The sequence below is a fragment of the Streptomyces sp. NPDC057616 genome (assembly GCF_042800575.1).
GTDB lineage: Bacteria > Actinomycetota > Actinomycetes > Streptomycetales > Streptomycetaceae > Streptomyces.
On record NZ_JBHVGU010000005.1, the window covers coordinates 39,751 to 53,731 of the forward strand.

At 68.0% G+C, this 13,981-nt stretch carries 14 protein-coding genes; 2 read left to right on the forward strand and 12 right to left on the reverse strand.

Translation table 11 applies throughout. The features are described from left to right. Nucleotides 1-27: 27 nt before the first annotated feature. From ACFU97_RS07210 to ACFU97_RS07265, 12 genes are all read right to left on the reverse strand, one after another. Complete coding sequence (locus tag ACFU97_RS07210; protein WP_384252086.1) at nt 28-2,199, reverse strand: hypothetical protein; 2,172 nt, start codon at nt 2,197-2,199, stop codon at nt 28-30. Further along, nucleotides 2,196-3,233: a hypothetical protein gene (locus ACFU97_RS07215; protein WP_384252089.1), complete on the reverse strand. Its 1,038-nt coding sequence runs from the start codon at nt 3,231-3,233 to the stop codon at nt 2,196-2,198. Before ACFU97_RS07215 ends, ACFU97_RS07210 begins: the two co-directional genes overlap by 4 nt. 139 nt (nt 3,234-3,372) lie before the next feature. After that, a complete protein-coding gene (locus tag ACFU97_RS07220) occupies nt 3,373-4,725 on the reverse strand; it encodes a hypothetical protein (protein WP_384252092.1) in 1,353 nt (450 codons plus the stop codon). 6 nt (nt 4,726-4,731) lie between these two features. Further along, on the reverse strand, nt 4,732-5,007 hold the full coding sequence (locus tag ACFU97_RS07225; RefSeq protein WP_384252095.1) for a hypothetical protein: 276 nt from the start codon (nt 5,005-5,007) through the stop codon (nt 4,732-4,734). 3 nt (nt 5,008-5,010) lie between these two features. Then, a complete protein-coding gene (locus tag ACFU97_RS07230) occupies nt 5,011-5,973 on the reverse strand; it encodes an NlpC/P60 family protein (protein ID WP_384252098.1) in 963 nt (320 codons plus the stop codon). Nucleotides 5,974-6,197: 224 nt separating this feature from the next. Beyond that, the gene (locus tag ACFU97_RS07235; RefSeq protein ID WP_384252101.1) at nt 6,198-7,874 is read right to left on the reverse strand and encodes an FtsK/SpoIIIE domain-containing protein; all 1,677 of its coding nucleotides are present in this window, start codon (nt 7,872-7,874) and stop codon (nt 6,198-6,200) included. 226 nt (nt 7,875-8,100) lie between these two features. Continuing rightward, nucleotides 8,101-9,105, reverse strand: a complete 1,005-nt coding sequence (locus tag ACFU97_RS07240; RefSeq protein ID WP_384252104.1) for a hypothetical protein — start codon at nt 9,103-9,105, stop codon at nt 8,101-8,103. Between the two features lie 4 nt (nt 9,106-9,109). Further along, the gene (locus tag ACFU97_RS07245) at nt 9,110-9,493 is read right to left on the reverse strand and encodes an RRQRL motif-containing zinc-binding protein (RefSeq protein ID WP_384252709.1); all 384 of its coding nucleotides are present in this window, start codon (nt 9,491-9,493) and stop codon (nt 9,110-9,112) included. Then, entirely contained in the window at nt 9,493-10,140 is a 648-nt protein-coding gene (locus ACFU97_RS07250; protein WP_384252107.1) for a GGDEF domain-containing protein, read from the reverse strand. The genes ACFU97_RS07245 and ACFU97_RS07250 overlap by 1 nt, the downstream gene beginning before the upstream one ends. Further along, entirely contained in the window at nt 10,137-10,478 is a 342-nt protein-coding gene (locus ACFU97_RS07255) for a hypothetical protein (protein ID WP_384252110.1), read from the reverse strand. Before ACFU97_RS07255 ends, ACFU97_RS07250 begins: the two co-directional genes overlap by 4 nt. Continuing rightward, complete coding sequence (locus tag ACFU97_RS07260; RefSeq protein WP_384252113.1) at nt 10,475-10,768, reverse strand: hypothetical protein; 294 nt, start codon at nt 10,766-10,768, stop codon at nt 10,475-10,477. Before ACFU97_RS07260 ends, ACFU97_RS07255 begins: the two co-directional genes overlap by 4 nt. Before the next feature lie 174 nt (nt 10,769-10,942). Further along, nucleotides 10,943-11,149: a hypothetical protein gene (locus ACFU97_RS07265; protein WP_384252116.1), complete on the reverse strand. Its 207-nt coding sequence runs from the start codon at nt 11,147-11,149 to the stop codon at nt 10,943-10,945. 739 nt (nt 11,150-11,888) lie between these two features. Between ACFU97_RS07265 and ACFU97_RS07270 the strand changes: the two genes are divergently transcribed. Together ACFU97_RS07270 and ACFU97_RS07275 are read left to right on the forward strand one after the other, a co-directional pair. Next, nucleotides 11,889-12,239 (forward strand): winged helix-turn-helix domain-containing protein, encoded by a 351-nt coding sequence (locus ACFU97_RS07270; protein ID WP_384252119.1) that lies wholly within the window; start codon nt 11,889-11,891, stop codon nt 12,237-12,239. 166 nt (nt 12,240-12,405) lie between these two features. Next, a complete protein-coding gene (locus tag ACFU97_RS07275) occupies nt 12,406-13,980 on the forward strand; it encodes a hypothetical protein (RefSeq protein WP_384252121.1) in 1,575 nt (524 codons plus the stop codon). Nucleotide 13,981: the final 1 nt, after the last annotated feature.

Consider the following 13,981-nt stretch of genomic DNA (forward strand, 5'->3'; position numbering starts at 1 on the left):
GTGCGGGCCCTCACTGGCAATCGGACGTCACAGGTCGGAGGGGAGCTTGTCTCCGGTCTGTGCGTCGTAGGCGATCCCGTCCGGAGACAGGCGAACAGTCCGGTTGACGGCTCGGGAGCCTTCCTTCCAGGTGCGTCCTCCCACCGCGACATGAACCGTCACGTCGGCCAGGGGATCAGCCACCGGCAGCAAGATCTCCGGGGCCTTGGGGAACCAGCCGTTTTCCCGGACACTGCTGGCGGTCTTGCCAGAGGCGTCGATCCGCAGGTAGCGCGCGTTCCGGTCGAACAACGAACTCAGATCAAGCACTACGTGGTCCCGGTCGGTGTTCCACTGCGCCACGATGGTGGTTTTGACGCCGTCCAGGGTGAGCGCCGCGCCCGAGCGGCCCTTGTAGTTGGCCGCCTTGTGCTGGCGCTCCTGCGCGTGCTGCTCGGCTTGCCCGTTCTGCCACACACAGGCCACCGCGATGGACAGGGTGGCGATCGCGGCGACGTAGGGCCACGTGCGCCGGCGTGCTGGCGCGGGTTCGTCGTCGGCCAGCGGCGGTGCGGGGGTGGGGGGTTGGGGCACGCTGTGCCAGGCGGGGGACGTGCTGTCGGCGCGCTTTTCGAACCATTCGACGTCGTCGTTGCCCATGCGGGCGACGGTAGCGCGCAGCTGCGCCGCCTGTCCGGGCTCTCCGCGCAGATCCGCCACCTGCGCCCGCGTCTCCCACCAGGCAAGTGCCTGCGGGGAGTTGAGGCCGTGGACGGTGATGTCCTCGCGTTCGTAGAGGGCGGCCAGCTCTGCGGCTTCGCTGCACCGGCCGTCCATCGCGGCCTGAATGACGCTCTCGTGCCGGCCAAGGTCGAAGTGCCCCTGCTCGCCGATGACGTTGGGCGGCAGGCTCTCCCAGTCCCAGGCCTCATCGGCTGCCGTGAACGGCGAGTACAGATCCTCGCTCGAGTCTGCATTGACGGCGGTGTCTGCGCTCGCTTCCATCACGGGCTCGGTCGCCGCGGCGGCCGTGTCCTGCTCGACCGCCGGGGCCTGCTGTGCCTGGCGGCGGCGTGCCGAGGTGTCGGTGAGCGCGGCCTCTTCCTTGCTCAGGACGGTCTGGACGATGTCGACGTAGTCCGGGCCGACCTTCCACACCGCCTGTCCCGGATCGAGCGTGGGGATCCTGTCGACTGCCCAGGCGGGCAGCCCGAGCAGGGCGCCGACGATGGCGGCCTCTTCCGGGTTCAGACGTCCCACGTGCGCGATCTCGCACAGCCGGGCCAAATCCCGCGCCTTGCCTTCACCCAGGTCGGACAGCGTGTGCATCACCACGTCCAGCGACAGCCCGGCCTTGCGGCTGTTCTTCAGCAGCCGCTGGATCAACTCGCTGGTGGCCGGGGACAGCAGGATCTGCCACGCCTCCTCCAGCACCAGGTGCTTGTGCACCGCGGTGGACTGGCGCAGCCACACGTGCTCTGCCCAGCAGGAGACCGCGGCCATCAGCGAGGGGATCGCCGGGCTGTTGCGGTCCAGGTGGGAGAAGTCGAAGGACAGGATCGGCAGGTCCGTCTCCGGCAGGCTCGCGCCGGGGCCGTCAAACAGACCCCGCAGGCTGCCCTCCGTGTAGCGGGACAAGCCGATCGCGGCGCCCTCGCCCCACTCAGTCAGCTTCGCGGCCGGCCAGCGGCCATCTTCCGGGCAGATAAGGGCGTCGACCAGGCCGTTGAGCGAGGTGGCCTTGGGGTGATTCAGCGCGTGCTGGAGCGCATGGGTGGCCTGATGGGTAAGCGCACCCGGCTCGACCGCCAGGATCAGCGAGCGGACCAGCTGCTCCCGCACCTCGGGCGGGAACAGTTCACTGACCGGGTTGAGGGTGAAGGTGCCGGCCTCGATGACCCGCCCGCCAAGGGAGCGCGTCAGCGGCGTCCACTCACCGGCGTTGTCCTCGCCGAAGGAGTCGATGACGACGTACTGGTGACCGTTCTCGCGGATCTCGCGGTTGGCCCGGGCCTTGCCTGTCGTGCTCTTGCCGGAGCCGAGACCGCCCAGGGCCAGGGAGTTGGTCGACGGCAACAGCGCGGCCGACGTCTGGACGGGCGAGAGACGGAACTCGCGCCCGTCGAGCAGGGAGCGGCCGATCAGGATGCCGGGAAAGGCGGTGCTGGAGGCGACCAGCGGCGCCGTGACGGCGGCGTGGGTGGTGGGCAGTCGGATCACAGGATGGCCCCTTTCCTGGTGGAGGCTCCGTGCGGGGTGGTCATCACGTGCGCGCGGTGCTGCTGACCGGGCAGCCAGTCGAGCCGGATGCGGTGCCGGTCCGCGGTGAGGGAGGCCTGCCAGCGGGCCTCGGTGACGCTGGCGGGGCTGTCGCCCCAGACCGTGAGGTAGGCGTCCAGGTCGACGAGGGTGGCGCCTTGCACGAGTGCGCCGTGCGTGGTGCCGCTGGCGATGTCGTGGGTGTCCTGCTTGACCTTGTCGTTGGTGAAGGCCTCGGAGGCGGCGCGCTGCCACTTCGCGGACCGGCGGGACAGCCCAGCCGGCAGCGGCCGATACAGCACAGCGATCGACCGATCCGCACCCGGCCCGAATAGCAGCTTCGGCATGAAGTCGCCATCCGTCTCCTCTGGCCATCCAGTGATCCGGGCGGTCGAGACGAAACGGCCGTCGTCCAACCCGGCCCAGGCTGAGCCTCGTTCGATTACGGCAGGCAGTGGGGCCGGTTCCATGGGGGTCAGCGCCCCGAGACTGGCGAACTCGTGCGCCAGGCTGTCGATGACCCGGTCGGGATGGGCGATCAGCCCTTTGGGGACGTGGACGGTGATGGTCTGGGTGTGCTGGGTGTAGTCGCGGGCGGTGGTGTGATGGGTGACGTGAACCTGCACGCCCGCGCTGCGGGCCTGCCCGCCGGCGAACGTGAGCGCCCGGGCGAACGCGTCGTGGAAGCCTGCCCGGCGCTGCGGGTCCTGCATCGTTCCGTGACCTGGGTACAGCGCCCACGACGCGGTGGTGCCAGGGTGGGCGGCCATGCTGTCTGGCACGTCGCGCTCGCGCAGATGCCGGTAGCCAATCGTCGACCATCGGGCGAGGGAGCGCGGGCCGGGGGCGAGGTTGAGCACGGCGGCCGTGGCGCCCACGGCGGCGAACGTCCACACCGGGGGCGGGGTGATGGCCGCCGACATCAGTGCGGCACTCCCGAGCCCAGCGTTCACCTTGGTCAGCAGAGTCTCGGCGCGGGACAGTCCGCGCTGCACGGCGGGGATGCGGTAGCCAGGGGTCAGGGAGTACACGGGAGCAACCTCCGGAAGTCGGTGGGTGAATGCGCCTGGCCCCGGCGCCGCTCCCGCCGCCGGGAGGCGGGGAAGGGAACAGCGCCGGGGCCAGGAAGTGGCGCTACACGGTGGGCGACGGGTCCGAGGCCGGCGGAGTCGCCGTCGGATCCTGCGCGTTCGGAGCCGGAGCCGGAGCCGGAGCGGGAGTGGGGGCGGTGTCCGGCTGGGCTGCCGGGGCCGCGCCCTGTTGCGGGGTGGTGCGGTACTGCTCGCGCACTTCCCGCAGTTGCTGACGGCGGGCGGCGGTCTCGCGCTTGTCGCGCTGTTCCTTGGCGACGGCCGATGCGGTGGTCAGCCGTCCGGACCGGTCGGGCTTGCTCAGGCCGTAGGCGGCGAACAGGACGCCGCGGTCCTGGGAGAGGGCGCGGCCCGGGGTGTTCACCGTGCGGGGGCCGCGCGGGGTGTTCTCCTTCTCGTAGAAGTCGGGGACACCGGCCCGCACCACGGCATGAGCGAGCGGGCTGGGGGTCCTGCCTTCCACGTAGGACCGGGCGGCACGGGCCACCTTTGGCCCGAAGTACGGCACCCCGTGGAAGATCATGCGCAGCATCAGAGCGTCCGCGGCCACCAGCAGGACCGCGTCCACCACCAGGGACCCCTTGGCCAGTTCCACAAAGGGACTGACCAGTAGCAGGGCGAACGGGGCGAACATCAAACCCAGCAGGCGCATCGCCCATGTCTTGACGGCCGTCGTGTCGCCCCCGCGGGCCAGCGACGCCAGCACCAGCGGAGCCATGCACACGAACGCCAGGATGCCGAGCTGACGGGTCATGAACACCAGCGCCGCAAAGGCCAGGGCGACCACCAGCGCACTGAAGATGATCAGGATCGCGAGGGGGTTGCCCGAGTCCGCTGCGTGCTGCATGTCGTCGCTGATCGCGCCGAACAGGGTGGACTCGTTGCTGCTGAACGCGGCCGTGAACGCACCACTCACGGCCTTGTTCAGCAACATCACGGCCCCGGGGACCGACGCCATGCCGACGACGGCAACCAGGGTCCATCCGGTCGACGCGCCCATCTGCTTGAGGCGGGGCGCGCCCTGCCAGGCAGCCAGGGCGCACACGACCACGACACAGACGAAGATGGCGACCGCCAGGTGCTGCCCGAGCCACAGGAACGGCTCGTACAGCCCACTGTCGGACTTCGCTGGCGCCCACCCGTGCTCCGGAGCGATCAGCCCGCTGATTTTCTTGATGAGGCTGTCGGCGAGGGTGCGGATGTGGTCGGAGGCACCCCCACCACTGCCGGTGCCGGGGGCGTGGGAGCCAGGGACGCGCTCGCAGTACGCCTTGCCCGGCCCCTTGATGGCGTCACACGGGTCGACACCGCCCCCGCCGCCGGGGGCACGGTGGGGGCCGTCCTGTTCACAGATCTTCCGGGCCTGGCCCGAGAGAAGGGAGCAGTTGTCTGCCATCCGGCATCAGCCCTTGGCCTGGGTGACGGTGGAGAACAGGGTGTCCCCGTACAGGGCGAGCACCACCGCGACGAACAGGGTGCCGATGGCCATGCTGCCCTTGCGCAGCGCGCCCTTGGGGTCGCCAGAGAGCTGCAGCAGCATGCGCAGCGCGATGATCGCGATCACGGCCGCGATGCCCTTGGTGACCAGGCCGCCACCGGTCAGGCCGATGGTGTCGAAGAAGTCCTTGAACCCGCCGGACATGTCGACGGGCTTGGCGAGCACGGTGAACTTGGACATGGATCAGATCTCCTTGCTGGGACGGGATACGGGGCGGGCGACGGCGTACAGGTCGGGCATGGTGTCCATGGGGTCGAAGCGGACCTTCGTGCCGGGGCGGGGGGCGTCGAGAATCCAGCCGCCGCCCATGTACAGGCCGACGTGATGGATGGACGCGGGGGCGGAGCCGTAGAAGACGAGATCGCCGGGCTGCACGTCGCCGGGCTTGACCGGCTCGGAGGCCGCGTACTGCTCGGCGGCCGTGCGGGGCAGGAAGATGCCGGCCTGTGCGTAGGCGTAGAGCGTCAGCCCCGAGCAGTCGAACCCGATGGTTGACTTTCCGGAGCGGCCATTCGGCGAGCAGCAGGTTCCCGTGCTGGGACCGCTGGCATTCCCGCCACCCCACGAATAAGGGGTGCCGAGCATCGCTTTCGCCGCGCTGATCGCGGCCTCAGTTTGTGTGGTGGTTGCGGTCTTCCCGCTGGAGGGCTGCTTGGCGAGTGTCTGAATGGATTTGACGTAGTTCTGTGTCTCCTTGTAGGGCGGCACGCCTCCGTATTTGCGGACGGCGCCGCTTCCGGCGTTGTACGCGGCGAGCATGTTGCTTTGCGGATCGCCGGGAACGTTCTTGACGTCTTCGGCTATGCCGCAGAGGTATTTGGCTGCGGAAGGGATCGCATCGGCTGGATCCCACACGTCGCGCTTTCCATCGCCATTGCCGTCGATGCCCTGGGTCTCCCAGGTGGACGGCATGAACTGTGCGATACCTTCCGCTCCGACCTCGGATCGGGCTTTCGGATTGAACCCGGATTCCTGCGTCAACAGTGCACCGAGGATATTCGGGGTGACCTCGGAGCAGGTATGTCCTGCATCCTCGATCAGGGATTTGTATTGGCTGGGAACGGCCAGGCTCAACGCGGTGCCGACCGGGTCGTCAGCGGCGCCCTGGACGAGCGCGGACACCAGGACGGCCGCGGTCGCTCCCATGCCGATGGTGACGGCTGTTGAGGCTCGCAACGGGCCTCCTCCCTCCTCTCCGGGGATGTTGCATCGCTTTGGCTGATCAGGACCGCCACGCGTGTCCGACAGGAGCCCGCCAGAGGTCCGCCGTGCACCCGCCGGGACGGCGGGTGCACGGCGGACGAAGCACCCGCCACGGCGGACCGCTGGCGGGTGTCTGGCGGATACTCCGGCGGGCCGAGAGAGGGCGGTCACACGCCGGACAGGGCGGCTGCCGTGAGGTCGGTCAGCCAGTAGCCGCGGGCGCCCTTGTCGTCCTTGCCCGGAGCAACTCCGAGCAGTTTCGACAATTGCTTTCCGCGCTCACCGGGCCGGTTGTCGGTGATGCCCAGTGCGGGTGCCAGGTCGGACGTGAGCATGAATTCGGCACCGTTCTTCCTCAGCAGGTCGATGGCCTGCTTCAGTGGGGATTCCGGGATCGCTGCTTCGCGGCGGGCGTGGACCTCATCGACCACACCCCAGATGAACTCATCCGCGAAATTGAAGCCACGGAGCAGAGTTGACGATCCGTTGGCGAACAGCACGGCCTGGCCCTTGATCTCCGGGTCGAGCAGGGCCGGGTGAATCGGGGCGACCGTATCGAAGTACGAATCCCCGAGAGCCACCTTCGCGCTGCCCTCCGACGCCACGTACAGGCACATCCGGTACAGGAACTGATCCCTTACCTTCACCGGAATCGCGTCCTTGGCCGGGCGCTGCGTGAGCATCACCGTGGAAATCCCGGATTCCAGGGACTTCGCCACGAGGGACCGGGACTTGTCGGTTACCCGGCGGACTTGTTCTTTCGATTCTTTGGTGCCGTTGTCGGTGTAGAAGTCTGCGGCCTCATCGATGATGAAGAACACCGGCTTGAAGACCGGCGCGGGCTGCCGGTTGCGGATGGCGTCCTGCAACTGCGTGTACCGGTCGTCCACGCGAAAGAGCAGGTCATCGAGCATGCTCTCCAGAACGGCCGGATCGTCGGACGCCTCGTAGCGGACGGCGAGCTTTTCGAACTGGGTCAGCCCACACAGCTTGCCGTCGAGCAGGTACAGGTCGAACTCGCCGTACCCGATCAGCAGGCACGTGATGAGCCCGTTGACCAGCGTCGTCTTGCCCATCTGGGTCATGCCCGCGACCAGCAGGGATGCCTTGTCGAACGTCGGCACGCCAGCGAGCCGGCCGGTGACCTCGTGTCCGAGGGGAACCCCCGCGAACGCCTGGATCTCCTGCCGGGTCGGGGCCGGGAACGGCTGGCTGAACGGAGGCTCGCTCAGCACCAGAAGCCGCACCCGGCGCTCGGTCTTCCGGCTCGTCTCCAGCTTCAGGTGCAGACGGGTGACGCCGAACATCGATGCGATCGGCCCGAGCTGCTTGGCCACGTCGTCGTGCGTGCGGCCCTTCGGCACCAGGAAGTCGTAGACGGTGCCGATGCCGGGCAGATCCTCGATGGTGACGTCACCAGCACGGATGTGTTCGTCCTTGCCGATGGCCCCCACCCGGCTGAGCACCATGGACAGTTGGGGGTGGGGCTCATCCCCGTCCGGAGCTGCCTCGACAGCGACCGGTGTCCCGCCTACGGGCGCACCGGGCGCCAGGCCAGCGACGGCCTGGACAGGGGATTCCTGGTTCAGAGCCGCGGGTTGGGCTGCGGGCGAGGTTCCCGGTTGGCGCGCCCACAGGCGCGGAAGGCCCCAACGGATCCTCCACGCCAGGTAGCCGAGTGCGACCAGTGTCCCGGCGGTGAACAGGACGGTGGCGGGCCAGGACAGGCCCAATTTGTCTTTGATGGCGGCCAGGACGCCGAAAACGATGGCGAGACCGCCGATGGCGCCGGCGGCCTGCCCGTAAGTGTCCTCGCCCTTGGCTTGCTGTTGCTTCCGTGCCACACACTCTCCGTTCAGTGCGTCGTAGGTGCGCGGGCCTGGGCTCGCGCATCGAGTGGATTTGGTGCCTGTGCTGCTCGCCGGGTCTGCGCGCCGGGTCTGCGAAGGTGCCGCTCGCCGGGGCTCACCGGGTCTGCTTCACTGGTGCGGTCGACTGCTTTCCGGCAGTCGCGACGAAGGCCAGCCCAATTGCCCTGGGCTGGCCTTCATCGCGTCGTGCCGGACGGCTTTACGGCTGCGCGTCCTCCGCGTCGATCAGGGCGGCGTACGCCTTGCGCACCCGCTCTTCCTTCGCGGAGAAGCCCGCCGCGCGGTAGGCGGCCAGGGCCTTGCGGTAGGACAGCGGCGGGTTTTCCGAGTGGCGCAGCCACCGCAGCACGACGGTGAGCTGTTCCTCGGTCAGCGGCTGGCCCGGCTCGGGGGTTTCGACGCCGGCTACGGCCGCCACCTGAACCAGCGCGGCCCAGTCGAGCGGGGTGTGTCCCTCGCCCTGGGAAGTGCCGATTTCCCCGATCGGGGACACGGGGTTGACCTGCGGGGACACAGGGGACACACCCTCCTGTGTCCACGTGCCCAGCACCCGGGCCAGGTCCTCATCCGAGAACAGGGCGGGAACCTCCTGCGGGACGTCGCCGGTCGGGTGCTTGGCGGTGAGCTTCGCCAGATCCTCGCTCGCCTCGTGGCGCACCTTGTGCGCCTGGCCGCGGGCCTTGCGTTCCTCGCGTTCCAGGGCGGCGGCCGTGGTGTGCCGGTCGGCCTTGGCCCGGGTGACCGCGCGGCCGATCGCCACCTGATCCCGAGTCGCGCTGCGCACCGCGTCGATCTGCTGCTGCGCCGCGGGGGAGATGCGGGTGGTGTCCCGCTCCACCGCCATGATCAGCGTTGCCTTGGCCGCGGCCGGAACCATCGCGCCGATCACTGCGACGACGGCGGTGGCGTAGAGCAGGCCGTGGGTGAACAGCACGCCCACCGAGGTGACCAGGAACAGCCAGCCGAGGGCGGCGGGCAGCTTCCCGGACGATCCCTGCCGGCGGTGCGCGGTCTCCATGGCCAGCGCGTACAGCCACACCGCGTCGTAGATGCCGGCCACGGTGTAGGCGAGCGGCGCGGGGGCCTGGTGGGCGAGGATCTCTCCCACCGCGTAGACGGTCCAGCCCAGGGACAGGCCGGTCAGAGCGACCGGCAGACTCCAGTGCACCGCCTTGCGGGCGGCTTCCTTCCACTCCATGTCCATGTGATCACTTCCTTTGATATTCGTCCGGGTAGGCGCACAGCACGCACATGCCGAGCGAGGTCGGCAGGCAGTAGCTGTAGGTGACCTGGCATTTGGGGCAGGTGCGGCGGGCGTGCATGGCTAGGGCGAGTGCGCCCCACTTGCGAGACGTCATCGGCCGCACGGGCTTTGCCAGGTCCTCGCGGTACAGATAGGCCACCTGGTAGCCAGACTTTCGGCCGCGATGATGACGCAGCACTTGTGCGGCGACCGGCTGCCCGCCGGGGCGTAGTCCGCGTTCGCGCAGCTGGCGGCGGGTGGCGTAGCCGTCCGGGGCAAACTGCCAGGGGAACGTGGGCACCCCGAACCGGGCCCCGGACGGGTCAAAGCACTTGGTATAGGCGGCCATCACGCAGCCACCGCAACGGGTGCATTGGTGCGGGCGCCGGTGCGACCGGCCCGGCGGCCGGTGACGGTGGCGAACAGCCAGCCAAGCCCGGCCCGCCGCATTCCGGCGCGGGCCTGCTTGGCTGCATACATCGCCTCATCCGCCCGCCGCAGCAGCCCGGACAGGTCATCCGCGGGGAAGTCCGCGGCGCGCACCCAACCGAGCGAGACCGTGGTGTGCACGGCCGGGTCCTGACCGTCGGCGGGGCGGGCGAGCACGCCATGCAGGACGGCGAGCATGTCGGCGGCGGTGCCGTGGTCGTCGATGAGCACGGCGGCGAACTCATCACCCCCGAGCCGCCCGGCCACCCCGGTACGGCCGACGTGGTGCGCGAGCCGGTCCGCGGTCGCCTTCAACAGCGCGTCCCCGGCAGGGTGCCCGTGGTCGTCGTTGATGTGCTTGAAGTCGTCGACGTCCGCGAGGACCACCACCGCGCGCGGGTCCTTGAGCAGGTCTGTGGCGCGGCGGGTGAAGCCGTCGCGGGTGCGTAACCCGGTCAGCGGGTCACGCCGGGCGGTGTTCAGGCAGCGGCGCAGCCACCACACGTGCACCGCCCACCCGGCGGCCAGCGGCAGCGCGGACAAGAGGAGCGTGGCCAGGGTGTTCACGCGGCCACTCCTTCGGCCGAGGACGGCTCCGCGGTGTGGACGTCCGCGTAGGCGACCAACTCCAGCTCGGCGCCGGCGTAGTGGACCTCGGCGCGCAGAACACGCGTGTGGCCCCCGCCCTGCGTCCCGTGCCGCACCTTGCCCGGGGCGATCCCCAACGTCTCGCGCCACACCTCGAATGCCGCCAGGCCGCCGCGGTGGAAGCTCAGGCGCAGGGTGTTCGGGTAGATCTGGGTCACGTCCACATCGGGCGCCGGCAGGTGACCGAGGTCCGCGGCCAGCAGGCGCAGCGCCCGCAGCGGCACGGCCAGATCGTCCAGTGTCAGGTCCTCACTCATGCGGCGGCCCCCCGGCGGGCGGTGCGGCGGCGGGCGGGGCGGGCCAGCGGGACCACGTTGAACAGGTCCGGGTGATCCTCAACGACCCTTGCGGCCAGGCGGATCAGGGCATCCGGGAGGTCTCGGTATTCGGGGTCGGCGAGGATGTCACGGGCCGCGTCCAGGCGGGCCGCGCGCTCTTCGGCGCTCTCGCCGTCGACCCCGAGCCAGAGTTCGGCGGGCGTGCCGAGGGCGAGTTCGGCGAAGTCCTGTGGGGTGTCGGCCCGGTGGCCGCTGACGTAATTGAGCATGGGAGCTCCCATGTCGAAGGGGTAGGAGAGCCGGAGGCCGCGTGAGAGTGCCCATCCGAGGGCGGCGGCTAGTCCGGGAAGGGCTGCCAGCGCCGCGCGAGGCGGCCGGCCGGAGTACCCCGGCCGGGAATCGAACCCAGCCAGGGCCATCGGGGCCGTTCAGAGCGGTTGGGTCTAGCTCTTGGGGAGGATCGCGACGATCGCGTCCGGGAACTCTTCGCGCAGTTCGCGAGCGAAGTAGGCGGCGTCCGTCCCGGTGAGGCCGGCGCCTGCGCCGGCGACCTCACACACGGCGGCGGCGCGCTGATACGCCACGACCATGTACCCGGCGGCCGGCGCCGGCCTGGCCTCCGGCTTGCCGTATCCGCTGCCGGCCTTCACTGGCCGCCTCGGGCTCGGGCGTTGTCCTCGCTGCGCTTGTTCGCCTCGGCGTTCTTGCGGGCCAGGTCGTCGCGTTCCGCCTCTGTCAGACTGGTGATCACAGGTGCCTCCTGTCGGGTGCCTGTCCGCGGTCCCCTCGGGGTGCCACCCGGGGGACCGCCCTGATTCCTCATCAAACGGGCAGGCCACCGACCTGAGGCCGGTGTCCTGCCCGCATGACGAGTGACGGGAAAGCCCGTCACTGTCGCTCGCGGCTCCCGTATGCGCCTTGCTCCGCCTCCCTTGGACGGCGCGCGGTCACCGCGTCACTCAGACGTCACTCGCTGAGTTGATCTCCCTGGAATGGCTACCTGTCATGGACCGGGTGCAGCCCAACCACCGGGATCCCCGCCGATCCGGTCCCAGGGTCTACGCCCGAGGGTCAGACCAACGGCTTAGCCGATGACACCGATCAATCCGTGAAGACGACGGACTTTGACGTCTCCCCTGCCGCTCGGACCGCGTGTAAGCGGGCCCGACGGGGTGCTACTTGCGCGCGGAAAACATGCATTCGCGCAGGTCAGATCCACTTACGAGGGCACCACCCGCTTGTGGGATCGAGCCCTTCAACTCTGCCTCAGAGTGCACTGTGAGGCAGAGTGAGTCAAGTGCCTTCGCCGAACAGGTAGCGGCGGCACTGGTACTAGCTCTGCGACTTAGGCACTATGAGGCAGGGACCGGGACGAAACTTGGGGTGCAAATGGTCGAATGGACGGGCAAGTTTGCCTATCAGCAGGTGGCCGATGACCTGCGGCGACGTATCGCGGTCGGCGAGTTCGCCGGGACCGGACAGCTCCCCTCGCTTGCCCAGCTCCAGGAGAGGTATGGCGCCACAGTGACTGTGGCGCGCGCGGCCATCAACCAACTCAAGGCAGACGGACTTGCCGTAAGCCACCAGGGCAAAGGCGCCTTCCTGACGCCTAACGCCGGCCATGTCGCACAGCTTGCCGACCCTGCCGCGGCCGTCACCGAACTGCGCGAGGAGGTCGAGAAGCTGCGAAGTGAGGTTGGGGACCTGCGCCGACGCGTCGCGGTCCTGGAGGGAAAGTAATCTTCCGGCAAGCCGGAGGGCGAGGCGGATGTTTGGCTGTTTGGATTCCGCTTCTTCATGAGAGCAGTCAATCGCGCCTCTCGGTAAATCAACATGAAGCGAGAGTGCAGTCGGAGTGCAGTCGGAGTGCAGCCGCAGTGCAGGCCACTGACAGCAGGGGGATCAATTGGACGTCGTTGACACCTGGACCGGCCAGAACGCAAGCGCACTCAAAAGGGCTCTTCGCGAAACAAACGAGGGATTTGCTGACCTTCTCGGCGCATCTGTCAGGACTGTAGCAGCGTGGAGCGCTAACCCGCAGTTGGTCCCAACAGTGGAGATTCAGCGCGCTCTGGATACGTTGCTTTTTCAGGCGGCGGACGATGTGAAGGTGCGGTTTTCGCTCTTAGCGGAGAATCGCCAACCGCAGAAAGCGCAAGTTGCTGCACGTCGCCAAACCCCTGCACAGCAGCGTTTAGAGAAAGACCCTCACATCGCAGCCGCTTTGGCCTGGCTCGAATCGAACTTTAATTGGGCGCCAGGCAGCGCACGAGAGCGAGTTGCGGAAGAACTTGCCTCGTTGGACCCACGCTCCATGGAAGGGCAGGCCCAACAACTTGCCCGGGTTACCCGGGAGCAGGCCGCTGAAGCTGCCTGGCGCTACTACCGAGCGGGCTTCGGCCAATGCCGCCCGTACAAGGCGTACGTATCCGGTCGGGAGCATGCGACCACCATCCTGACGCAGGACGCGTGGCTGGACCTGGCGCAACCGGTGGGCACCGGACAGGACAACTTCCAGTTTTACCCCAACACGCGGCATGGAAGGAAGCTTAGCCAGACCCTGGGGGAAGAGGCGGCGCGGAGCTTGGCTGAATCACTTGAAAAAGGCAGCCAGATCGTCAACTCTGAAATCTACACTTTGACTTCATTGAATGTCCGGCCAGGGATTGTATCTGGCAGTGTGGCCGTCATTGATTTTGTTGAATTCGCCTTGACGCTCAACCTCTTGGAAGGTGAGCTCATGCGGTCGATCGCCGGTCAAGGATCCCGCCAACCATCAGCGATGCCAATACGAGATGAGCTTCTACCCAATGTGGCGGCAGTTTTGGACTTCTCCGAGCGTATTTGTGCAGGCGGAGCGCTAGCCCTAACTGCGATTGCAAGGCCCCGCGGGCGCGGCCACGACCCCGACTACCTCCTTCTAATTCAAGAGCGGTCTGGCAGTGTGCTCAACGCGAACCGACGCCTAGCGGTCATCCCTAAAGCGTTCCACGGGCCGATGGCTGACTACGGAGAGGATGCTCGTTTCTCAGCAACGCTTGAGCGGGAGATGGAGGAAGAGCTCTTCGGCCGGACCGATGTGGATTCCACTGTCAGCGATCAGCTCCACGCTGATCCCATGCACTCAAGTCTCCTTTCCGATCCAATGCGCTGGCTCATGGACCGGCAAGGTAGCGACGCGTGGCGGATGGAGTCCACTGCTGTAGGGATCAACCTCGTGAGCGGCAACTATGAGTTCGCCAGCCTGGTCGTTATCGATGACGAAGAGTGGTGGGCCAAGTACGGCGGTCAAGTTAGAGCCAATTGGGAATCAAGCGGACTTCACCGCTACTCCAGTCTCGATACCATGCGGCTGGAGTCGTTGGCGCTTGACCCGCGCTGGAGCAATGAAGGTTTCTTTGCATTTACCCAAGGTTGCCGACGGCTTGCCACCATCGGCGGGCAGCGTGTTCGGATGCCTTCCATCGAATTGGAGTCGTAGG